The organism is Streptomyces sp. (genome assembly GCF_035645055.1).
GTDB lineage: Bacteria > Actinomycetota > Actinomycetes > Streptomycetales > Streptomycetaceae > Streptomyces.
On the sequence record NZ_DASQNH010000046.1, the window covers coordinates 1 to 22,220 of the forward strand.

Genomic DNA, 22,220 nt, shown 5'->3' on the forward strand with positions numbered 1-22,220 from the left:
GCGTCACGCCGACAGTTCCTCCCGCAGCGCGTCCCGCAACCGCGCCGCCCGCTCGGCCACCTCTCCGGGCCCGAGCGTCACGGCGAGATCGGCCCACCGCTGCCCTTCCACGAGCTCACCGCGACGCGCGTAGACGAGGGCGAGCCGGAGCGCCGCCCGTCCGTGCCCGTCGTCGGCGGCCCGCTTCCACCACACCACCGCCTCCGGCTCGCTCCCTTCCCGCGCCAGCAGCAGACCCAGATTGAACGCCCCGTTCCGCGACCCGGCCTCCGCCGCCTCCCGGTACCACCGCGCCGCCTCGACGACGTCCCCGCGCGCCGCCGCGAGCATCCCGACCCGCACCTGCGCCCGCCGGTGCCCCTGGGACGCGGCCCGCTCGTACCACTCCTCGCACTCGGTCCGCCGGTGCACCGGCTCCCCCAGTTCGGGCCCGGCCCCGGCCGGCTGCCGCGCGTCGAGCACGGTGGCCAGCCGGTACGCCGCCTCCGCGCTCCCCCCTCCGGCCGCGCACCGCAGATGCCGTTCCGCCTCCTGCTCGTCCCCGTCGCGCAGCCGCGCGATCCCGACCTGGAGGGCCGCCTCGGTGTGCCCGGCGGCGGCGGCCCGCTCGTACCACCGCAGGGCGGCGGCCTCATCGCCCCGCCCCGTGTACAGGATCCCCAGGTTGAACGCCGCGTCGACGCTCCCCGCCTCCGCGGCCTTGGAGAACCACGGCTCGGCCCCGGTCTGGTCCCCGCCCTGGAGCAGCAGGATGGCCAGCGCGTTCGCCGCCTCCCGGTGCCCGGCGTACGCGGCCCGCCGGTACCACTGCTCGGCCTGCGCGGTCCGCCCCTGCTCGGCGCAGAGCAGCCCGAGGTTGTACGCGCCGTTCACATCCCCGGCGTCCATGGCCGCCCGGTACCACCGCTCCGCGGTCTGGGTCTGCCCCCGCTCGGCGTGCAGTGCCCCCAGCGCGTTGGCCGCGTTGCCGTCGCCTTCCTGCGCGGCCCGCAGCCACCACACGGCGGCGCTCTCCTCGTCTCCGGCGTCCCGCAGCAGGAACCCGAGCGCGCAGGCGGCCCGCGCCTCCCCGTCCTTGGCGGAGGTCAGATACCAGCGCCCGGCTTCCTTCAGCTCTCCGCGCCGTTCGAGGATCGAGCCGAGGTACAGCGCGGCCCGCCGGTGTCCGCGCGCGGCGGCCTGCCGGTACCACTGCTCGGCCTCCTCCGCCGCGCCGGCCCCGACACCGTTGTCACCGTCGGTGTCCTCCGCGATGTCGGCAGCGGCGGCGGCCCGCCGGTCCAGCGCCCGGGCCAGCCGGTACGCGCCTTCCCTGTGCCCCCGCTCGGCGGCGGCCCGCATCCACTTCTCGGCCTCGTCGTCCCCGCGGTGCTCCAGCAGATCGGCGAGCGCGTAGGCGCCCAGCGCGTGCCCCTGTTCGGCGGACTGGCGCAGCCAGTACTCGGCGGCGGGCTCGTCGCCGCGCTCGCGGTAGTGCCGCCCGAGGGCGTGCGCGGCCGCGGCGGACCCGGCGACGGCGGCGATCCGCCACCATCCGGCGGCTTCCTCGGGGTATCCCCGCTGGTGGAGCAGGACGCCCAGGTTGTTGGCGGCGGCCCGGTCCCCGGCGGCGGTGGCGGCACGCAGATGGGGCTCGGCTCCGTCGAGATCGCCGCGGCGCAGCAGCATGGCCCCGAGAACGCTCATCGCCTCGACGTCACCGGCCTCCGCGGCGAGCCGCTGCCGAGCCTCCTCGGCGGCTTCGGTGGCCTCGTCGCGGGTTTCCTCCTGGCCGGCCGGCTGCACAAACCGCCCTGTCTCGTACAGAGTTGCCATGTCCCCCATAACGTCCATCGTCGCACCACCCGCAACCCGGGTACACCTGGTATGCCGAAGCCAATGAGGTCACTTCAGCGTTTTGTCGACATGCCCACAGAGAGATAAGTCAAACACAAATCTCCCAACTCCCCACGGCGGCACGGCGGTGCTCCACATCGGCACATGAGTTCGCACATCACAAAGGCCCGGATCTCGTGATGAGATCCGGGCCTTCGCCATCGTACGACTATGCCGACTTCACACCGACTTGTCGTCGACTTCAGTAGCGGGGACAGGATTTGAACCTGCGACCTCTGGGTTATGAGCCCAGCGAGCTACCGAGCTGCTCCACCCCGCGCCGTTGTTCGACAACCGTACCACGGCGCGGGGGGAGCATGTGATCAGCTACTGGTGCCGGGCTTCGGGCTGGAACTGCCGCCGGCGTCAGCGCCTCCGGCGCCACGGCCGGATCCGCCGCCCCCACCGGCCCTGTCGGCCCGCGACTGGGCCTCCTCGGCCCGCTTCAGCGCGTCCTCCAGGTCCTGCTGCGCCCGGCCGTACGCCTCCCAGTCGCCCTTCTGCAGGGCTTCCTGGCCGGCGTCGAAGGCCTTCTGCGCGTCGGCGAGAGCCGCTTCGACCGTGGCGTCACCGGTCGTCGGCGGTGGCGTCGTGTCGCCGTCGCCCTCCTCCTGGGGTGGCTCGGGGGCCGAACCCTCCGCGTCGAACACCTTGTTGAGGGCTTCCTCGAGGGTGTCCTCGAAGGCCGTGTTGCCGCCGTAGGTCACCAGCACCTTGCGCAGCAGCGGGTACTTCAGGCCGCCACCGCGGACGTAGACCGGTTCCACGTACAGCAGCCCGCCGTCCAGCGGCACCGTCAGCAGGTTGCCGTATTCCACCTCCGAGTCGCCGCCTCTCAGCAGCCTGATGGTCTCGGCGATGTCCTGTTCGGAGTTGAACTGGCTCTGCACCTGCTTGGGCCCGGAGACCGTGGTGCTCGTCGGCAGTTTCAGGATTCTGATCTGTCCGTAACCGCTGGTGCCCGCCTCCGCGTCGACCGCCATGAAGGCGCTCAGATTGTCCCGGCCGTTGGGCGTGAAGGTGGTCGTCAGCGAGAACGCCTGTTCCTTCTGGTCGGGCATCTTCATGCTCAGGTAGTACGGCGGCACCGCGTCGCCCGTCTTGTTGGTCGGGTCGTCCGGCACCTGCCACACCTCGCTGCCGCTGAGGAACGTCGTCGCGTCCTTCACGTGGTAGCGGGTGAGCAGCTCGCGCTGCACCTTGAACAGGTCCTGCGGGTAGCGCAGGTGGGCCATCAGCTCCTCGGAGATGGCACCCTTCGGCTCCACCGTGTCCGGGAAGGCCTTCATCCAGGTCTTCAGGACCGGGTCCTGGGTGTCCCACTGGTAGAGCTTGACCTCGCCGGTGTACGCGTCGACGGTCGCCTTCACCGAGTTGCGGATGTAGTTGACCTGGTTCTGCTGGGCGACCACCGTGCGGGAGTCGTTGCGCGCGTTCAGCGAGTCGGCCGTGGTGTCGCCGAGGGTCGTACGGGAGGCGTACGGGTAGCCGTTCGTCGTCGTGTACGCGTCGACGATCCACTGGATCTTGCCGTTCACGACCGCCGGATAGGCGTCGCCGTCGATGGTCAGCCACGGGGCGACCGCCTCGACACGCTCCTTGGGCGTGCGGTTGTACAGGATCCGCGAGCCCTCACCGATGGCGCCCGAGTAGAGGATCTGCGGCTCGTTCAACGCCACCGCGTAAGCGGCCCGGTTGATCGGGCTGGAGAGGTTGACCCCGCTCTTGGCCTCGTAGCTGTAGGTCTTCTCGCCGCTGTCGTCGGAGTAGTCGATCTCCTTCTGCGGACCGCCGACGATCGAGTACATCGTCGTCTTCTCGCCGTAGTAGATCCGCTGCTGGTACGTCCCGAGATCGCCCTTGGACGGCAGGTCGGACTCGGTGAAGACCGGGCGGCCCTCGGAGTCGGCGGTGGTTCCCTTGGCGGCGACCACGCCGTAGCCGTGGGTGTAGCGGAAGTGGTTGTTGATCCAGTTCTTCTTCGGGATGCCGGCCAGGTTCAGCTCGCGCAGACCGATGACCGTGTCCTGGTCCTTGCCGTCCTCGCTGTAGCGGTCGACGTCCAGGTTGGTCGGGAACGCGTAGTAGTTCCGGATCTGCTGGAGCTGCTGGAACGTCGGCGAGACGATGTTCGGGTCCAGGATCCGGATGCTCGCCGCGGCGTCCGCGTCGTCGCGCAGCGCGGCCTTGTCCTCGGTCTTGCTCGTACCGGGATAGTCGCTGACCTTGGTCCCGTCGATGCCGTAGGCCTCACGCGTGGCCGCGAGGTTCTTCTCGACGTACGGCGCTTCCTTGGCCTGCTCGTTCGGCTGGACCTGGAACTTCTGCACGATCGCCGGGTACAGGCCGCCGATCAGGATCGCGGAGAGCACCATCAGGCCGAAGCCGATGACCGGCAGCTGCCAGGTGCGCCGCCACAGGGTGGCGAAGAACAGCAGGGCGCAGATGACGGCGATGCAGAACAGGATCGTCTTGGCCGGCAGATAGGCGTTGGCGTCGACGTACCTCAGACCGGTCCAGTTGTCCGTCGCCTTGAAGTCGCTGGACTTCACCGCCAGGCCGTACCGGTCGAGCCAGTAGGCGACCGCCTTCAGGGCCACGAAGATGCCGAGGAGCACCGACAGGTGACCGGTGGCGGCGGCCGTGGCGCGGGCGCTCGGGCTGGTGACGCGCAGCCCGCCGTACAGGTAGTGGGTGAGCGCGGCGGCGATCACGGAGAGGATCACGGCGGCGAAGCCGAAGCCGAGCAGGAACCGGTACCAGGGCAGGTCGAAGGCGTAGAACTTGACGTCCAGGTGGAACTGCGGGTCCTCCACGCCGAACGGCACGCCGTTGACCCACATCAGCCAGGTCCGCCACTGCCCCGAGGCGGACGCGCCGGCGATCAGGCCCACCAGGGCCGTGATGCCGAACAGCAGCCACTTCTTGTACGGCGCGATGCCCATCCGGTAGCGGTCGAGGCTCTGCTGCTCCATCGACATCGCGCTCAGCGGCGGGCGCAGCCGGTGTGCCAGCCAGATGTTGAAGCCCACCGACACGGCCATGAGCAGGCCGAAGACGAAGAAGAGCCCGATCTTCGTCGACAGGGTGGTGGTGAAGACGGACGAGTAGTTCACCGAGCGGTACCAGAGCCAGTCCGTCCAGAAGCCCGCGAACATGGTGAACGCCATGCCCAGGACGGCAAGGACGCCCAGTGTCATGAGCAGGGTCCGGACACGCCGGGACGGGCGGCCCACTCTGATCCGTGGCCCCGTCGGGCCTCCGCCGCGGTCCGGCATCTGGAAAGCCAAGGTGGCACCTCGAAAGTCGCTGTTGGTCTGTCAGGCCCCCGGTTTCGCGGGCCGTGGGAAGGGCCCCGTGATCGTAGGCCCTCACCTATGCAACTTACTCACGCTTTACTCGGTTCCCGATTCCGGGCGGGAACGAGGCAGGATTGTGACCATGTCCAACACTCCCATGGCGGCGAGCCCGCTCACCCGGGCCGTACTCGAGATCGACGAGTACGCCTCCGGCCTCGGCTGGGACCAGCCCGCCCGCCTTTTCGCCCTCGTAGACACCGCGCAGCTGCGGACCCAGGAACCCGCCCTCGCGGCGCAGCTCGGCCTGGGGGACGAGCAGGAGACCCCCGCCGGTCTCACCCCGATCGAGCAGGACGAAGTGCCGACGGACAAACCGCTCGACGAGTTCCTGGGCACCATCGCCTGGCCCGGCGCGGTGGCCGGCTGCGCGCTCACCGTGGAGCGCCTGATGCTGCCGCCGTCCGCGGAGGCTCAGGTTCCGCAGGACCTGGACGAGGCCGCCCTCACCCGGTGGGTGGCGAACCACCCCGAGCGCCAGGAGGTCCGGATGACGGTCGCCGTCCTGCGCGACGGCTCGCGCGAGTCGGCACTGCGGCTGCGCGAGAAGGACTCGCCGACCGAGGTGCTCACCGGCTCCGACCTGGTGCCGGGCCTGGCCGAGGCGCTGGCGGCGACGTTCGAGGACTGAGAGATCCGGTCACGGCGATGGGGGCGCCCCTGCCTCGCGGGGCGCCCCCAGCCGTGTGCGGCGGCAGCCCGCTCAGCCCTTGGCGGTGCACTTCGGCACGTCGGCGGTGTCCCCGGCGCGGATGTCCTTCAGGGCGTCCAGGGCGTCGTCGATGGTGTCCACCTTGACCAGGGTGAGTCCCTCGGGGGTGTCCTTGGCGGCGGCCGCGCAGTTGCCGGCGGGCGTCAGGAAGAACTCGGCGCCCTTGGCGCGCGCGCCGACCGTCTTCATCTCGATCCCGCCGATCGGGCCGACCTCGCCCGCGTCGTCGATGGTGCCGGTGCCCGCGACGAAACGGCCGCCGGTGAGGCTGCCCGGGGTCAGCTTGTCGTAGATCCCGAGCGCGAACATCAGTCCGGCGCTGGGGCCGCCGACGTCGGCCAGCTTGATGTCGATGGTGAACGGGAAGGTGTGGTCCGTCCCGGCGGAGATGCCGACGATGGCCCGCTTCTCGCCGCCGTCGTCGGAGGCGGCCGTGGTGATGGTGACGTTCTCGGTCCTGGCCGGCGCCCGCTTCTCCTTCTCCGCGGCGGCCTGCTCCTTGGCCGGCACGATCGTGAAGCGCACGTCCTCACCCGGCTCGTGCTTGGTCACCAGCTCGGCGACGTCCGCCGGCTCCTTCACCGCCGTACCGTCGACCGCCTTGATCACATCACCGGCGTGCAGCCTGCCCTCGGCGGGCGAGCCCTTCACCACGGTGGAGACGATCACCCAGGACTGCACCGGGATGTCCAGCTGCTTCAGGGCGGCGACCTTGGCGCTCTCCTGGGACTGGCTGAACTCCTCGGCGTTCTCCTGGGTGGACTCCTCCTCGGTCTTGCCGTCCGGGTAGAGGGTGTCGTGCGGCACGACCTTGTTGTCGTGCGCGAGCCAGCCGTAGACCGCCTCGACCAGGTTCATGCGGTAGTCGGCACTGGTGACGCGGACGGTGGTCATGTTGAGATGCCCGGACGTCGGATAGGTCTTGCGGCCCGCGATCTGCAGCACCGGCTCACCGTCGTGCTCGCCCAGCGTGTTCACCGTCGGCCCCGGGGACATCTCCGCATACGGCACGGGGATGAGGACTCCCGCGCACAGGAGCGCGATCAGCATCAGGGTGGAGGCGAGCATCGTCGCGGTGCGGCGTGGCATGCCTCGACAGTACGGGACGGTTCTGTCAGCACACCGTCAGGGCGGCCCTCCGGTCAGCTGCCCGAGTGGGACTTCTCCATGGCCGCGCGGAACCGGGCATACCCGTCGAGCTCGGGCCCGTCACCGCGCGCCTTGCGGGTCCGGTTGGCCCATACGCCCCACAGACCGGCGCCGATCGCAGCCGTCAGCGGAATCAGCAACCAGGCGAGCGCCGCCATGCCGACCTCCCAACCCCGTACGAGCGTCCGCAACTGACTGATCAGCAGATTAACCATCCGTACTGACAACGCTCACGGCAGGGGTGCGGTTACGCAAGCCGGGTGGTGCGCCGGGGGGCGCCGGCCTGGCGCTCAGCAGGCTCCGACCCACTCCTCGGTGCCGTCGGAGAACGTCTGGTGCTTCCAGATGGGCACCTCGTGCTTGAGGTCGTCGATCAGCTTGCGGCAGGCCTCGAAGGCCTCGCCGCGATGCGGGCAGGAGACCGCGACGACGACGGCCAGGTCCCCGACCCGCAGATCGCCCACGCGGTGCACGGCGGCCAGCGCGCGCACCGGGAAGTCGGCCACGATCTTCTCCGCGACGCGCCGCATCTCGGCCTCGGCACTCGGATGGCACGAGTACCCGAGCCGGTCGACATCGGCCCCGCCGTCGTGGTTGCGCACCGTCCCGACGAACAGCGCGGTGCCGCCCGCGGCCTCGTCCCCGACCGCGCGGAACACCTCGTCCACGGAGAGCGGCGTCTCCCGGATGCCGATCAGCTTGATGGGCTCCCGAGCGCCCTGCTCACCGGGATGATCGTTCGTGGCTGCCATGCCTCCATCGTGCCTCACCCCACCGACAACCAGGAATAGCGCTTTTCCCCGGCACCCGGCGCCACCCTTTGGAGCCTCCTACAGCCGGCCGGGGACAGCCGGGCAGAGGGCCGGCCGGGGTGGCGCCTCGCCGTCAGATCCGCCGCCGGGCCTTCCGCGCCCGCCGCACCACGGCCGCCGCGCCCAGCAGAGCCACCGTGGCCCCGGCCGCTCCCGCCGCCGTGGCGTCCTTGCGGCCCAGCCGCCGCCCGGCCACGGTGTGCCGCCCGGAGACCTCTTCCAGCAGCTCCGCCAGCACCTCCTCGTTGGTCCACTGGGGCCGCCATCCGGCGTCGTGCAGCCGGCTGCCGCTGACCACCCAGGGGTACATCGTGTACGCGAGGTCGCCGGCCGGGGACGGCGTGAGCCCGATCCGGTGCAGCCGCGCCGCCGCGCCGAGCGCGACCGCCGACGGCAGCTCCATCCGCCGGATCCCGCTCAGCTCCTCGACCTCCTCCTGCTCCAGCCAGCCGTCGCAGCCGACGGCCAGCTCCCCGTCCACCTTCTCCAGGACGGCGTACTCCAGAGCGCTGCACAGGTCGTCGACGTGGCAGAACTGCCAGGCCGGCCGCGACCCGGCCACCACCAGCAGCCGAGGCGACTCGAAGTACCTGGTCAGCGCGGTGTCCGTGCCCCCGACCAGCACGGCGGGGCGGACCACGGTGACGTTGAGCCCGGGGTGCGCGCGGGGTGCCCGGCGCGCCAGCCGTTCGATCTCCAGCAGGTCCCCGACCCCGGTGGCCTCGGCGGTGGCGCGCAGCTCGGCGTCCTCCGACAGCGGCAGCTCGTTGTCCGGCAGCGCTCCGTAGACCATCGCGGAGGTGCACAGCACCACGCGGTGCACCCCGGCCGCCGCGGCGGCGGTGAGCACGGTCTGCGTCCCCCGGACGTTGTACGCCGTGCGGGCGGCGGCGTCGGTCTCCAGGTCGAGGTCGAGCGCGAGGTGGACGACGACGTCCGCGCCGCGCAGTTTCTCCGCGATGGCCGGATCGCGCACATCCAGGATGTGCCACTGCGCGTCGGCGCACTCACCGCGTCGCTCGTCGATCGCGATGACCTGCTTGATCTCCTCCGACGCGGCCAATCGCGCGGTGAGCAGCGCGCCGACCCCGGACGCGGCACCGGTCACCGCGACGACGGGCCCGCGCGCGGCGGGAGGGGTTGAGTGGTTTCGCGCTGCGCGAACCTGCGGGTCTGGGGAACTCACCGGGCGTCTCCAGCGGTTGTCTTCAGTACGAGCGCGAGTGACGCGTACGTACCAGGTGGCATCCATCCTGCCGCAGGCCGTCTGTCGGCGAAGCACCGAGGCCCGAACCGCCCCGGGTGTCTACGCTGGGTGGTGTTGTCGGGCAGTCGTGCCGTCGGGTAAAGAACCGGCGGCCTTACCAGCCGAGGAATCCCGTGAGTGACACCCCATTCGGATTCGGCCTTCCGCCGGAGGAGCCGGAGAACGGCGACGAGGGCAAGAAGAAGGACCAGCAGAGCGGTGGTGGGCAGGGACCGGCCAACCCGTTCGGTTTCGGGTCGCTGCCCGGCGCCGGAGGCTTTGGAGGCCCCGGGGCGGACAATCCGCTCGCTGCCATGTTCGGATCGCTGAACCCCACCGACCTGGGCGCCGCGTTCCAGCAGCTGGGCCAGATGCTCTCCTACGAGGGCGGCCCGGTGAACTGGGACATGGCCAAGCAGATCGCCCGCCAGACGGTCTCCCAGGGCACGTCGGACGGCACCAAGGACGCGAGCGTCGGCCCCGCCGAGCGCACCGCCGTGCAGGAGGCCGTCCGCCTGGCCGACCTCTGGCTGGACGACGCCACCTCCCTGCCGTCCGGCGCCGGCTCCGCCGTGGCCTGGAGCCGCGCGGAGTGGGTCGAGGCCACCCTGCCCGCGTGGCGGGAGCTGGTCGACCCGGTCGCCGAGCGCGTCGGCAACGCCATGGGCGACGTCCTGCCGGAGGAGATGCAGGCCATGGCGGGCCCGCTGATCGGCATGATGCGCTCCATGGGCGGCGCCATGTTCGGCACGCAGATCGGGCAGGCCGTCGGCATGCTCGCGGGCGAGGTCGTCGGTTCCACCGACATCGGCCTGCCGCTCGGCCCGGCCGGCAAGGCCGCGCTGCTGCCGGTGAACATCGACGCCTTCGGCAAGGACCTGGGCGTGCCCAAGGAGGAGGTGCGGCTGTATCTCGCCCTGCGCGAGGCCGCCCACCAGCGGCTCTTCGCCCATGTGCCGTGGCTGCGCTCGCACCTGTTCGGCGCGGTCGACGGCTATGCGCGCGGCATCAAGGTCGACACCGCGAAGCTGGAGGACGTGGTCGGCCAGTTCGACCCGCAGAACCCGGAGCAGCTTCAGGACGCTCTCCAGCAGGGCATGTTCCAGCCGGAGGACACGCCGGAGCAGAAGGCCGCCCTGGCCCGTCTGGAGACGGCTCTGGCGCTCGTCGAGGGCTGGGTGGACGCGGTGGTGCACGCCGCGGCCAAGCCCCGCCTGGCGTCCTCGGACGCGCTGCGCGAGACCCTGCGCCGCCGCCGTGCCTCCGGCGGCCCGGCCGAGCAGACGTTCGCCACCCTGATCGGCCTGGAGCTGCGCCCGCGCCGGCTGCGCGACGCCTCCCGGCTGTGGGCCTCGCTCACGGACGCGCGCGGGGTCGACGGGCGGGACGCCCTGTGGGCCCACCCGGACATGCTGCCGACGGCCACGGACCTGGACGACCCGGACGGCTTCGTGCACCGCGAGCAGATGGACTTCTCCGAGTGGGACAAGATGCTCGGCGAGGCGGCGGACAAGCCCGACCTGCGCAAGAAGGACAAGGGCGAGGGCGAGGCCGAGACGGACGGCGGGAGCGACGGCAAGGGCGACGACACGGAGTGAGCCTGTACGACGACGCGGTCCTCGTGCTGAAGGCGTACGAGGGCCAGGAAGAACTGCGCCAGGCGTACCTCGACCACCTCACGGCCCACCCGGACGGCATTTGGAAGGCCTGCCACGCGGGCCACATCACGGCGAGCGCCCTGGTGATCGACCCGGGACGCGACCGGGTGCTGCTCACGCTCCACCGCAAGCTGCGGATGTGGCTGCAGATGGGCGGCCACTGCGAGCCGGCGGACACCTCGCTGGCGGCGGCGGCCCTGCGCGAGGCGACCGAGGAGTCCGGCATCGCGGGGCTGACCCTGTTCCCGGGCGGTCCGGTGCGGCTGGACCGGCATCCGATCCCCCCGCCCTGCCACGTCCACTTCGACGTGCAGTACGCGGTGCTGGCCCCGCCGGACGCCGTCCAGGCGATCAGCGACGAGTCCCTGGACCTGCGCTGGTTCGCCTACGACGAGGTGGCGGACGTGGCCGACGAGTCGGTCGTACGGCTGCTGGAGGCCACGCGGGCCAGGCTCTGAACGGGTAAGGGGTGACCGCCATGGCGATCACCCCTTACCGATGTCCCCTTACCGACGTCCCCTTACGGATGTCCTCGGGGGCTCGGTCCGGACTCAGCTCCAGACGTTGCCCTGGTTCTGACCCCGGGCCCCCTGCTGGCCCATTCCGTACTGGGCGGCGACGCCCGATCCGATCTGGGCGTTCTGCGGCGGCAGCATCTCGCTCGGCTGGATCAGCGCGAAGCCGGTGCCCATGAAGCTCAGCTCCCAGCCCTCGCCGGTGCTGCCGCGGCGCCGCCAGACGCCGGAGGAGTGCGTCTGCGCCTGCATCTGCACCCGCAGCCCGGTGGACCAGGCGACGATCGCGTCGGCGTCACAGTTGACGTACTTGTCCGGCGTGACCTGCATCATCAGCGGCATGCCGGAGGTCATCAGGGCGACCTTGCCGCGGCCGGTGATGTTGAGCTGGTACTTCCCCGAGCCGGAGATGCCGTACAGACTGTCGACGGCGATGACCTCGTGGTGCAGCGAGGAGTCCATCGCGAGGACGTAGCTGCTGTCGACGGTGAGCCCGTCCTGGTCGACGTCGACCAGGTGGATGTGCTGCTTGAGGTTGGCGAGGTAGACGGTGCCCTGCCCGTGGCAGCGCATCAGGTCCAGACCCTCACCGGTGTGGGCCCGGTCGCGTGACTGGCCGCCGCTCTGGTACTCGGCGTCGAACTCCACCATCCCCTGGTAGGCGACCATGGTGCCCTTGCGGGCCAGGATGTCGTCGTGGCCCTCCAGGGCGACGCGCAGCATCTGCTTGTTCTGCAGGCTCCAGCGGTCCTGGGTCTGCTGCTCGGTGTGGGCGAAAAGCGGACTCTGCATGGTGTTTCTGGCTCCCCCTCAGCCCCGGACCCGGAGACGGTCGGTGCTGTCCTCGCTGGGCTGGACGACGACGATGCCCTGACCGGAGAAGGCCATCTGGTAGGCCTCTCCGCTGCCCCGGCCGATCAGCGACTGGGCCTTGAAGCTGCGCTTGCCCTTCACCTTGAGGTTCGGGGACCAGGCCACGAGAGCGTCCGGGTCGACGTAGGTCTCGTCCTCGCCCCCGCCGCAGTCGACGACGATCGGCTTGCCCCGGGAGGTCAGCGCGACCCAGCCCTGCCCGGAGATCTTCGTGTTCCACAGGCCCTGCCCGGCGAACTTCGCGAGCCCCTTGACCCGCTCGACGCCCCAGGTGAGATGCGCGTCGAAGGCGAGCAGGTTGGTCGCGTTGACGGAGATGCCGTCACCGTTGAGGTTGATCACGACGACGTTGGCGCCGTAGTCGGCGAGGTAGAGCAGGCCGTCTCCGGAGCACTTCATCAGGGGCGCGCCCTCGCCGGTCATCCAGTCCTTGGCGATCTGGCGCACGGCCGGCGGGTTGGGCTCGTACTGGATGAAGCCTTCGTAGGCGACCATCGACCCCACGCGCGCGAGGAGGTCGTTTCCGGTCTGCATGGCGACCTTCAGCATGTGATTGCCGTGGTTCTCCATGCGGGCGGCGACGGGTGCGGGGGCGTAGCCCGCGAGCGGCTGGTTCATGACGGGCTCCCTCAGACCTCGTACGGCTGGACGACGATGAAGTTGCCGGGCGCGCCCCGGAACTGGAGATTCACGCTCTCTCCGGTGTCGCCCGGGTAGGCGTTGCGGCGCATGCGGACCTGGCTGGAGACGACCACCTGGGCGGCGGACGACCAGGCGACCACGGCATTGCAGTCGGCGAACGTGGTCGGCGTGACCGGCAGCACGACGGGCGTGCCGTGGGTCTTGACGACGATCGTGCCGGTGCCCTGGAACTGCATCGTGAACAGCGCTCCGCCCGGGATGCCGTGACCCTCGATGCGGCGGACCTCGTAGGTCAGGCTCTCGTCGAAGGCGAGGACGTTCTCGGCGGAGACGCAGATGCCGTCGCCCTGGAGCTCTATCGGGTGCAGCATCGTGGAGTTCTCGGCGAGGAAGACCTGACCCTGGCCGGTGCAGCGCATCAGCTGCATCTCCTGGCCGGTGGCGTTGCCGACGATCCGGCCGGCGAAACCGGCGCCCTTGTAGCTGAAGTCGACCTTGCCCTGGTAGAGCACCATGCTGCCCTGGCGGGCGAGTACCGGCTGGCCGCCGATGCCCAGGTCCACCCGGACCATCTTCTTGTTCTGCTGGGTCCAGCGCTGCCCGGTGGGCGACTCCCGGAACTGCTGGAGCGCGGCGGCGACACCGGGTGCCTGCGGGGCGCCCTGAGGCATGCCGTGCGGGGCGCCGTAGGGCGCGGTCTGCGGCATGCCCTGCGGGGCACCGTAGGGCGCGGGCTGGCCCGGCGCCTGCCCGAAGGGCGGCTGCTGGCCGTAACCGGGCGGCGGCGCGGCCTGGGGCTGGCCGTAACCGGGCGGCGGCGCGGCCTGGGGCTGGGGGTAGCCGGGCGGCGGGGGGGCGGTCGGCGCCTGGGCGGCCTGGCCGTACGGCTGCTGCTGGGGCGACTGGCCGTAGGCGGGCTGCTGGCCCGGCTGACCGTACGGCTGCTGGGGGGCGGGCTGGCCGTACGGCGGCGTCGGGGCCGGGGCAGGCGGCGGGACGGTGCCGCCGGGCGGGGTGAGGGGCGCGGCGATGGTGGGCGCGGCGTGCACCTGTGGCTGGGGCGCCGGGGGCGGCGTGGCGCCGTGCGGCGGCGCGAAGCCTTGCGCCGCGGGCGCGGGGGCAGGCACGGAGGCCGGAGCGGTCGCTGGGGCGGGGGCGGCCGGGGCGCCGAACGCGGGCGGGGCGGTGGCCTGCGCGGGCGGGGCGAAGCCCGGGGCGGGCGCGGGCGCGGCCTGGGGCTGCTCCGGCGCGGGCGACTCCTCCAGGACCTCGCCGCCGAAGTTCCTCAGCAGCGCTTCCAGACCGCCGTCGAAGCCCTGTCCGACGGCCGCGAACCGCCAGACGTCCTTGAGGTAGAAGTCACCCAGCATCACGGCCCGCTCGGTGGAGAACTCCGAGCCGTCGAAGGCGTACCGTGCCACTTCCTCGCCGCCCGCGACGATCCGGATGTACCCGGGGTTGATCTGCGACATCTGTCCGGCGCCGTCGATCGTCGCCGTGAAAGACAGCTTGTGGATCTGCGGGGGGATGCGGTCGAGCGTGACCCGGAAGGACTCCGTGTCGCCCGCCTGGGCGCCCAGCAGCTGGATGGACTCCTCGGGGGACTTCGGCTGGTTGAAGAAGATGAAGTACCGGTCGTCCGCGAGCCGTTCGTCGGCGTCGAGGCCGAAGCAGCTGATGTCGAAGGTCAGTCCCGGGGCGGAGATCTGCACGCCTACGTACAGATCCGTGCCCGCGGTGAGGTCACTGATCCTGGCCTTGTGGCCGCGTTGGAATTCCCTGGCCATGCGTTACGACCGTCCCCCATCCCGAATGTGAGTGCGTCGCGCCAGGCTAACGGCAAAGTCCGACAACGGACGCGGCCGGTACAGACCCGGTACAGAACCTCCGCCGACCGGTGTCGAAACGCGCGCGGGGGCCGATCGCTCCCGCGAAGCACGATCGCTGCCCGCGTGGGGCGGTTACTCCCCGCGCGCGCCGGGCAGGTGCGGCAGCCGCTCGGCCGCCACCACCCCTTCGAGGTAACCCCGGGCCCGCTCGGTTCGCGGATACGCCTCCAGCAGCCGCCAGAATCGCGGCCCGTGGCCGGGCACCAGCAGGTGGGCCAGTTCGTGGAGGACCACGTAGTCGATGACGTACTCGGGCATCCCCTGGAGCCGGTGGGAGAGCCGGATGCTGCCCTCGGCCGGCGTGCACGAACCCCAGCGGGTGTTCTGGTTGGTGACCCAGCGGACCGAGGTGGGCCGGGCCCGGCCGTCGAAGTACTGCGCCGACAGCCGCTCGGCGCGCTCGGTCAGCTCGGCGTCGCCGAGGACCCGCTTGCTCTCCTGGGCGGCCAGCTTGTCGAGCATGACGTTGACCCAGCGCTGTTCCTCCGCCTCGGACATCCGGGCGGGAATGAGCACGACGGTGCGATCGCCCTCGCGGTACGCGGACACCGTCCTTCGCCGGCGGGCGCTCCTGCGTACCTCGATCGCGCTCGCCCCCGAGCCGCCGGGCGGCTGGCTCGTCGTGCTGCGCTGTGGGGTCGCGGCGCGGTGCAGTGGGTCGGCGGGCACGCCCCGACGTTACCCGCTGCGTATGCGGGAAGTCCCGAGTCCGGGACGGTTCGGCTCGTATCCCCCACCGAGCGTTTGATTTGTACGACAATCACCCACCGCCTGTGGACAACTTTCGGCAGCGGAGGCCCGGTCCGGGCATGCTGGCAGGCGTCGGCGGATCAGGGACCGGCACGGACGGGAGAAAACCGGACCGGCCCACCTCCATCGACGAACAGGGCGTTCATACGACTTTCCTGGGCAACGGGGGCCTGACATGCATCCGATGGTGAAGCCCGCGCTCCGGCGCGGCTGGCGCGACCTCAATACCGTGCAATTCGGGATGACTCCGGCACACGCGATGACGCTGGGGCCGATGGACACGGCGACCGGCAGCTTCCTCGATCTCCTCAACGGGACCCGCGGGCTGGACCTGCTGCGCGCCGAGGGCCGGCGGATGGACCTGCCCGAAGGCCATGTCGACGCGCTGCTGCGGCAGCTGTCCGGCGCCGGGTTGCTCGACGACGCGAAGGGCGGCGGGCCCGACGCGGAGGACCTGCGGAGCAGGCCGGACGTCCTCGACCGCCTGCGCCCCGACCTGGCCACGCTGTCGCTGACCACGTCGGAACCGGGCGAGGCGATCGCGCGGCTGGCCGCGCGCCGCTCCCTGCGGGTACAGGTGCGAGGAGCCGGACGGGTGGGCTCCACCCTGGCCGCGCTGCTGGCGGGTGCGGGCGTCGGCGCGGTCGACGTGCGCGACGGCGGGCACGTGGAGCCATGGGACGTGAGCCCGGGCGGGCTGCCCGCCGAGGCCGTCGGCGCCCGCCGGGACGAGACCGCCCGGCGGGTGGTGCGCGCCGCCGCCCCGGACCGCCCGCCCCGCCCCGCCGCCGGGGACGCCGAACCCGGCTTCTCCCTGGTGATCCTCGCCCCGCGCGACGACGTCGCGGTCCACGCCCCCGACCCGGACACCGCCGCTGCCCTCATGGCCTCGGGCACCCCGCATCTGTACGCGGGGGTGGTGGAAGGAACCGGCGTGGTCGGCCCGCTCGTCCTGCCCGGTGAGACCGGCTGCGCCGGCTGTCTGCACCGGGTGCGCGCCGACCGGGACCCGACCTGGCCCCGGCTGGTCGCCCAGTGGCAGTCGGGCCGGCAGCGGCAGGGGCGGCCGTGCGATCTCGCCCTGGCCACCACGGTGGCCGGACTGGCGGCGGCGCACGCGCTCGCCTTCCTCGGCGGCCGGACGCCGTCCAGCGCGGGCGCCCGCTGGGAGGCCTCCCTGCCCGGACTCCAGTGGCATGCGAGGCCGGTGTGGGCGCACTCCGAGTGCCCGTGCGGGGCGGCGGAGAAATCTCACGCGGAATCGGCCTCAAAGGAAGGCGTCGCACACGAGACAATGGCGGAGCAAGGGTCGTCAACGCGGGTAAGCCGTCCGGCAGCCGCGGCGCGGCCGGCTGGGACTTGGAGGGCGCATGTCTGATCTTCCCCGGAAGGCGGTCACCCGGACCGCCAAGCTCGCCGCGCTCCCGCTCGGCTTCGCCGGCCGGGCGACCTGGGGCCTGGGCAAACGGATCGTCGGCGAGTCCGCGGAGATCGTCGGCCGCGAGCTGCAGCAGCGCACGGCGGAGCAACTGTTCAAGGTGCTCGGGGAGCTCAAGGGCGGTGCGATGAAGTTCGGGCAGGCCCTGTCCGTCTTCGAGTCCGCGCTGCCCGAGGAGGTCGCCGGCCCCTACCGGGCTGCCCTGACCAAGCTCCAGGAGGCCGCCCCGCCCATGCCCACGCGCACCGTGCACACGGTGCTCGCGGCGCGGCTGGGGGAGGACTGGCGGGAGCTTTTCCTGGAGTTCGAGGACAAGCCGTCGGCGGCGGCCTCTATCGGACAGGTGCACCGGGGGGTGTGGCACGACGGCCGTGAGGTCGCGGTCAAGGTGCAGTACCCGGGTGCCGGCGAGGCTCTGCTCTCCGACCTCAACCAGCTGAGCCGCTTCGCCCGGCTCCTGGGACCGCTGGTCCCCGGCATGGACATCAAGCCCCTGATCATGGAACTGAAGGACCGGGTCTCGGAGGAGCTGGACTACGGCCTGGAGGCGCAGGCCCAGCAGGCGCACGCCGACGAGTTCGCCGGCGACCCGGACGTGCTGGTGCCGGCCGTGGTCCACCAGAGCGAGCAGGTTCTGGTCACCGAGTGGATCGACGGCGTCCCGCTGTCGGAGGTCATCTCCTCCGGCACCCAGGAGCAACGCGACCGGGCCGGCCAGCTGCTCGCCCGATTCCTCTTCTCCGGCCCGGCCCGCACCGGTCTGCTGCACGCCGACCCGCACCCGGGGAACTTCCGGCTGCTGCCCGGCAGCCCGGACGGCGAGGAGGACTGGCGGCTGGGCGTGCTGGACTTCGGCACGGTCGACCGTCTCCCGGGAGGCCTGCCGACGCCGATCGGCGAGTCCCTGCGCATGACCCTCGACGGCGAGGCCCAGGCCGTCTACGACCTGCTGTGCGCGGAGGGGTTCGTCAAGGAGTCCATCGACCTGGACCCCGACGCGGTACTCGACTATCTGCTGCCGATCATCGAACCGGCCCAGGCCGACGCGTTCACCTTCACCCGCGGCTGGATGCGCAGCCAGGCGGCCCGCGTCGCCGACCCCCGGTCCCCCGCCTACCAGCTGGGCAAGCAGCTGAACCTGCCCCCGGCCTATCTGCTGATACACCGCGTCACTCTCAGCACCATCGGTGTCCTGTGCCAGCTGGGCGCCACGGTCCGGCTGCGCGACGAACTGGAGGAGTGGCTGCCGGGGTTCGTGGAGGAGGAGCCGGAGGAGGAACCCGCGGCGGAGGCCTGAGGCTCCGGGTACTACCACCAGGCCGAGTCGAGGCGCCCCTCGATCGCTCCGAGGTTCTCGCGGGAGCACCTGTCGCAGAAGTACTGGCGGACGCCGTTCTCGACGGAGCAGGTCCAGGTGGGCCGCGGGCCGTCCGCGCGAGTGCCGCAGCGAGCGCACACGAGCGGCCCGCGCCTCGTGCTCAAACCGCCGTTGTCACTGCCTCCGGAAAGACTCGTCACCCGGCGACCATAACGCCGCCGTCGGCGGATCAGCCGCTGCAACGCACCGCGGGGGCCGGTCCGTTCGGCCGGACCGGCCCCCGCGGGAAAGCTCTCGCCTCCCAGGTCCGGGAGGCCGCCGCTTCAGGCGTGGTGGGTTACTGCATGACGGCCAGGGCGAGCGCCCGGCGGGCGCGCAGCGAGGCGCGCTCGGCCCGGCGCTGCATCCGGCGGGCGGCCGCCAGGCTGATGGCCCGGCGTTCCCGCTGCGCCTCATGCAGTCGGTCGTGCATATGCGCACGAGCCAGGGCTTCTGGGATGAGTTGCATCTCTCGGGTCCTGTTCTGACGCGAACCGGTCGCGCCGTTGGTGGGGAAGTCTCGGGTTGCGGAGCCGGTGGGCTCGGTGGTGGACGGCGTCATCGGGGCCTGCTTCTTGGGGTCGTGCGTGAGGGGGCGGTCGATCGTTCCTGCGGTGTTCATGCTGTGACCGGGTTCTTGCGCGGGCGGCCACGCGGCCGCTTCCGGGCGACGACGACACCCTGGACGAACAGCTCGCCACCCCAGACACCCCAGGGCTCACGCCGCTCCTTGGCGCCGGCGAGGCAGGCCTCCATCAGCGGGCAGGTGCGGCAGAGGGACTTGGCGTACTCCACGTCGGCCGGCGACTCGGCGAAGAAGACCTCCGGGTCGTAGGAACGGCACGGCACGGGTACGCCCAGGTTCTCGATGGCGTCGTCGAGCGCGGTGAGCGCGGTGAGCGGGGTCAAGGCGGAGTCCTCCGTGAGGCCGGGCGGGGGGATCGTTTCGGAAGGCGGTACGGACGGGGCGTGCGCTTCGAGTTGCACGGGTCGTCTTCCTCGTCTGGTCGTTCCGGTCGGGTGGACCGGGTGGCGGCTGGTACCGGGTTCTTTTCTTGTCCCGAGGCCCCTTCGCTCTGTCATCCACGTTCGTGGACAAACAGAAGGGCCGCGGATCCCGGATGGGGTTCCGCGGCCCTGAAGGCGCCGGCCTGATCGCCGATCAGGCTGGATCACTCCAGGGTTCTGGCCCACGGAAGGCCCACATACGGTGGTGCTGCGTCGTCTGCGTCCGGAATCCGGCACCGGTCGCCGTAAAGGCATAGGCCTGCGCCTTTGCCTCTGCTGCCGCTTCCAGTGCCTTGGTCGGTCGCTCATTGCCCTCGCGAACGGGAAGGCCCGCGAGCGGCAGGGAGGACGCCGGACGGACGGCACGAATGCCGGACAGACCGGTGCCCTGGTCCGAGAAGCCGAGCATGCACAGGGAAGCGACGACCGAGCGATCGGTCATTTTGGCGGTGTTGACGGAGCTGCTGTTGATGCTGATCACTGGACTCGCCTCCTCTCGGCGTCTCGGGGGACTGGGGTGAGCCAGTCCGACGGATATGCAAGTACAACACGGAATCGGCGCCTCCGAGAAGGCCGCCGTTCCCACGGCTAAGAACCTATGGGGATTGCTGGGGCATGCGCAAACTATTTTTTCGACGAGTTCGCATCAGTCCCCGTCCCCTCCTTCCCCGGCTCCTTCCCCCGGTCCTTCGCCGAGATCCCGGCCCGCGCAGAGCGCCAGCACATCGGCTCCGTACCGGTTGAGCTTGCGCGCTCCGACGCCGGGGATCCGCGCCAGTTCGCCCGCGTCGTCGGGGACCGACTCCGCGATCGCCATCAGCGTCTTGTCGGTGAAGACGCAGAACGCGGGCTGGCCGCTGCGCCGTGCCTGGTCCGCGCGCCACTCGCGCAACCGCTCGTACAGCCCCTCGTCCATGTCGGAGGGGCACTCCTCGCAACGCAGCAGCTTCAGCTCGCCGGCGTCGGTGAGGGTGCGCCCGCACACCCGGCAGCGGGCCGGGGTGCGCTGGGTGCGCCGCGGGGCGATCTCGGCCCGGCCCGCGAGACCGCGCTCGACACCCCCGGCCCCACCGCCCGTCCCGCCGCGGCCCACCGCGCTGCCCGAGCCGGGGCGCAGACCGTCGAGGAACCGGCTCGGGCGACGGCTGGGGCGGCCGCCGGGCGAGCGGGCGAGCGCCCAGGAGACGTAGAGATGGGTGCGGGCGCGGGTGACACCGACGTAGAGGAGGCGGCGCTCCTCCTCGATCTGCTCGTCGGTTCTGGCGTAGGTGATCGGCATCATTCCCTCGGCGACGCCGACGAGGAAGACGACGTCCCATTCCAGGCCCTTGGCGGAGTGCAGGGAGGCGAGGGTGACGCCCTGCACGGTCGGGGCGTGCTGGGCGCCTGCCCGCTCGTCGAGTTCGGCGACGAAGTCGGCGAGGGTGGCGCCGGGCTGGGCGGCGGCGAAGTCCTGTGCCAGGTTCGCCAGGGCCGCCAGGGACTCCCAGCGCTCTCTGACGGCGCCGGACCCGGCGGGCGGCTGGGGGGTCCAGCCGTCGGAGGAGAGCACGGCCCGGACCTGGGAGGGCAGGTCGACGGCCTCGTCCAGGGCCGCGTCGTTGCCGCCGAAGCGGGCCGCGCCGCGCAGGGCGATACCCGCCTTGCGGACCTCGGGGCGGTCGAAGAACCGCTCGGCGCCGCGCAACTGGTAGGGGATCCCGGCGTCGGCGAGAGCCTGCTCGTAGGTCTCGGACTGGGCGTTCGTGCGGAACAGGACGGCGATCTCGCTCGCCGGTGTGCCGGCGTCGAGGAGGTCGCGGATGCGGCGGGCGGCGCCCTCCGCCTCGGCGGGTTCGTCGGTGTACTCGCTGTGGACGGGCTCGGGGCCGGCGGGGCGCTGGGAGACGAGTTCCAGCCGATGGTCGGCGGCGCGGCCGCGTGCCTGGGCGAGCAGGCCGTTGGCGAGTCGGACGACCTGGGGGGTGGAGCGGTAGTCGCGGACCAGCTTGACGACGGTGGCGTGCGGGTGCTTGACGCGGAAGTCGAGCAGATGGTCGGGGGTTGCTCCCGTGAACGAATAGATCGTCTGGCTGGCGTCGCCGACGACGCACAGGTTGTCCCGGTCGCCGAGCCAGAGTTCCAGCAGGCGCTGCTGGAGGGGGCTGACGTCCTGGTACTCGTCCACCACGAAGTGCTGGTACTGGGCGCGCACCTGTTCGGCGATGTCCTGCCGGTCCTGGAGGATGGCGACCGTCAGCAGCAGAACGTCCTCGAAGTCGATGACCGCGCGGCCGCGTTTGAGGTCTTCGTACGCCGAGTAGAGCTGGGCGATCTCGGCGGGGTCGCGAGGGGCATCACGACCGGCCTTCGCTGCTGCGAGCGCGTAGTCGGCGGGGACGGTCTGGGTGACCTTGGACCATTCGATCTCCGCGGTGACGTCCCGCAGCTCGCCCCGGTCGAGGCGGATGCGGCAGGCGGCGGCCGCGTCCGCGACGAGCTGGATCTTGCGGTCGACGAGCCGGGGCAGGGAGCCACCGATCGCTTTCGGCCAGAAGTACTGAAGCTGCCGGAGCGCCGCGGAGTGGAAGGTGCGGGCCTGGACGCCGGTGGCGCCGAGCTGACGGAGCCGGCCGCGCATCTCTCCGGCGGCGCGATTGGTGAAGGTGACGGCGAGCACGCTGGAGGGCTGGAGGATTCCGGCCCGCACTCCGTAGGCGATGCGGTGGGTGATGGCCCGCGTCTTGCCCGTGCCGGCTCCCGCGAGGACGCACACCGGGCCGTGCAGCGCGGTGGCGACCTCGCGCTGTTCGGGGTCGAGCCCTTCGAGCACCGCGTCGGCCGAGTCAGGGGCCCGCGGGATGAGAGGGGGGTGCGTTGCTGCTGTCACACAGCCATGCTGCCAGGTCGCCGGAGACGGCTGAGCCGGTTGTCCACAGGCGGGGCCTCGCAGTCGTACTT

The 22,220-nt window shown here is 71.5% G+C and carries 20 protein-coding genes and 1 tRNA gene; 5 read left to right on the plus strand and 16 right to left on the minus strand.

The annotated features are described in order from the left end of the window. Window positions 1–3: 3 nt before the first annotated feature. The 3 genes from VE614_RS15445 to VE614_RS15455 form a co-directional block, all read right to left on the minus strand. Window positions 4–1,833, minus strand: coding sequence for a tetratricopeptide repeat protein (locus tag VE614_RS15445; protein ID WP_324936795.1), 1,830 nt, complete (start codon window positions 1,831–1,833; stop codon window positions 4–6). A gap of 248 nt (window positions 1,834–2,081) precedes the next feature. Beyond that, window positions 2,082–2,155 (minus strand) — tRNA-Met (locus tag VE614_RS15450). A 43-nt stretch (window positions 2,156–2,198) separates the two neighbouring features. Next, the gene (locus VE614_RS15455; RefSeq protein WP_324936825.1) at window positions 2,199–5,153 is read right to left on the minus strand and encodes a UPF0182 family protein; all 2,955 of its coding nucleotides are present in this window, start codon (window positions 5,151–5,153) and stop codon (window positions 2,199–2,201) included. Window positions 5,154–5,316: 163 nt separating this feature from the next. Between VE614_RS15455 and VE614_RS15460 the strand changes: the two genes are divergently transcribed. Beyond that, window positions 5,317–5,862 (plus strand): PPA1309 family protein, encoded by a 546-nt coding sequence (locus VE614_RS15460; protein WP_324936796.1) that lies wholly within the window; start codon window positions 5,317–5,319, stop codon window positions 5,860–5,862. 72 nt (window positions 5,863–5,934) lie between these two features. On the opposite strand, the gene VE614_RS15465 is transcribed toward VE614_RS15460, so the two are convergent. The 4 genes from VE614_RS15465 to VE614_RS15480 form a co-directional block, all read right to left on the minus strand. After that, entirely contained in the window at window positions 5,935–7,032 is a 1,098-nt protein-coding gene (locus VE614_RS15465; RefSeq protein ID WP_324936797.1) for a PDZ domain-containing protein, read from the minus strand. Window positions 7,033–7,085: 53 nt separating this feature from the next. Continuing rightward, the gene (locus VE614_RS15470) at window positions 7,086–7,307 is read right to left on the minus strand and encodes a hypothetical protein (RefSeq protein WP_324936827.1); all 222 of its coding nucleotides are present in this window, start codon (window positions 7,305–7,307) and stop codon (window positions 7,086–7,088) included. A gap of 75 nt (window positions 7,308–7,382) precedes the next feature. Then, window positions 7,383–7,844 carry a molybdenum cofactor biosynthesis protein MoaE gene (locus VE614_RS15475; protein WP_324936798.1) on the minus strand — a complete coding sequence of 154 codons (462 nt, stop codon included), beginning with the start codon at window positions 7,842–7,844 and terminating at the stop codon, window positions 7,383–7,385. Between the two features lie 133 nt (window positions 7,845–7,977). Continuing rightward, window positions 7,978–9,090 (minus strand): SDR family oxidoreductase, encoded by a 1,113-nt coding sequence (locus tag VE614_RS15480; protein WP_324936799.1) that lies wholly within the window; start codon window positions 9,088–9,090, stop codon window positions 7,978–7,980. Window positions 9,091–9,284: 194 nt separating this feature from the next. On the opposite strand from VE614_RS15480, the gene VE614_RS15485 reads away from it, so the two are divergent. Together VE614_RS15485 and VE614_RS15490 are read left to right on the plus strand one after the other, a co-directional pair. Then, the gene (locus tag VE614_RS15485; protein ID WP_324936800.1) at window positions 9,285–10,748 is read left to right on the plus strand and encodes a zinc-dependent metalloprotease; all 1,464 of its coding nucleotides are present in this window, start codon (window positions 9,285–9,287) and stop codon (window positions 10,746–10,748) included. Continuing rightward, window positions 10,745–11,266: an NUDIX hydrolase gene (locus VE614_RS15490; RefSeq protein ID WP_324936801.1), complete on the plus strand. Its 522-nt coding sequence runs from the start codon at window positions 10,745–10,747 to the stop codon at window positions 11,264–11,266. Before VE614_RS15485 ends, VE614_RS15490 begins: the two co-directional genes overlap by 4 nt. Window positions 11,267–11,359: 93 nt before the next feature. Here the strand turns inward: VE614_RS15490 and VE614_RS15495 are convergent, their stop codons facing one another. The 4 genes from VE614_RS15495 to VE614_RS15510 form a co-directional block, all read right to left on the minus strand. Beyond that, window positions 11,360–12,115 (minus strand): AIM24 family protein, encoded by a 756-nt coding sequence (locus VE614_RS15495; protein ID WP_324936802.1) that lies wholly within the window; start codon window positions 12,113–12,115, stop codon window positions 11,360–11,362. A gap of 18 nt (window positions 12,116–12,133) precedes the next feature. Then, window positions 12,134–12,814, minus strand: a complete 681-nt coding sequence (locus tag VE614_RS15500; RefSeq protein ID WP_324936803.1) for an AIM24 family protein — start codon at window positions 12,812–12,814, stop codon at window positions 12,134–12,136. An 11-nt stretch (window positions 12,815–12,825) separates the two neighbouring features. Further along, on the minus strand, window positions 12,826–14,625 hold the full coding sequence (locus VE614_RS15505; RefSeq protein WP_324936804.1) for a TerD family protein: 1,800 nt from the start codon (window positions 14,623–14,625) through the stop codon (window positions 12,826–12,828). A gap of 174 nt (window positions 14,626–14,799) precedes the next feature. After that, window positions 14,800–15,396, minus strand: coding sequence for a M48 family metallopeptidase (locus tag VE614_RS15510; protein ID WP_324936805.1), 597 nt, complete (start codon window positions 15,394–15,396; stop codon window positions 14,800–14,802). Between the two features lie 256 nt (window positions 15,397–15,652). On the opposite strand from VE614_RS15510, the gene VE614_RS15515 reads away from it, so the two are divergent. Beyond that, complete coding sequence (locus tag VE614_RS15515; protein ID WP_324936806.1) at window positions 15,653–16,855, plus strand: TOMM precursor leader peptide-binding protein; 1,203 nt, start codon at window positions 15,653–15,655, stop codon at window positions 16,853–16,855. After that, window positions 16,848–18,212, plus strand: a complete 1,365-nt coding sequence (locus VE614_RS15520; RefSeq protein WP_324936807.1) for an AarF/ABC1/UbiB kinase family protein — start codon at window positions 16,848–16,850, stop codon at window positions 18,210–18,212. Before VE614_RS15515 ends, VE614_RS15520 begins: the two co-directional genes overlap by 8 nt. A gap of 11 nt (window positions 18,213–18,223) precedes the next feature. On the opposite strand, the gene VE614_RS15525 is transcribed toward VE614_RS15520, so the two are convergent. From VE614_RS15525 to VE614_RS15545, 5 genes are all read right to left on the minus strand, one after another. Continuing rightward, the gene (locus tag VE614_RS15525) at window positions 18,224–18,433 is read right to left on the minus strand and encodes a hypothetical protein (RefSeq protein ID WP_324936808.1); all 210 of its coding nucleotides are present in this window, start codon (window positions 18,431–18,433) and stop codon (window positions 18,224–18,226) included. A 137-nt stretch (window positions 18,434–18,570) separates the two neighbouring features. After that, window positions 18,571–18,894, minus strand: a complete 324-nt coding sequence (locus VE614_RS15530) for a hypothetical protein (protein ID WP_324936809.1) — start codon at window positions 18,892–18,894, stop codon at window positions 18,571–18,573. Next, the gene (locus VE614_RS15535; protein ID WP_030784068.1) at window positions 18,891–19,259 is read right to left on the minus strand and encodes a WhiB family transcriptional regulator; all 369 of its coding nucleotides are present in this window, start codon (window positions 19,257–19,259) and stop codon (window positions 18,891–18,893) included. Before VE614_RS15535 ends, VE614_RS15530 begins: the two co-directional genes overlap by 4 nt. 175 nt (window positions 19,260–19,434) lie before the next feature. Continuing rightward, on the minus strand, window positions 19,435–19,761 hold the full coding sequence (locus tag VE614_RS15540; RefSeq protein ID WP_324936810.1) for a hypothetical protein: 327 nt from the start codon (window positions 19,759–19,761) through the stop codon (window positions 19,435–19,437). Between the two features lie 165 nt (window positions 19,762–19,926). Continuing rightward, on the minus strand, window positions 19,927–22,149 hold the full coding sequence (locus tag VE614_RS15545) for an ATP-dependent DNA helicase UvrD2 (RefSeq protein ID WP_324936811.1): 2,223 nt from the start codon (window positions 22,147–22,149) through the stop codon (window positions 19,927–19,929). Window positions 22,150–22,220: the final 71 nt, after the last annotated feature.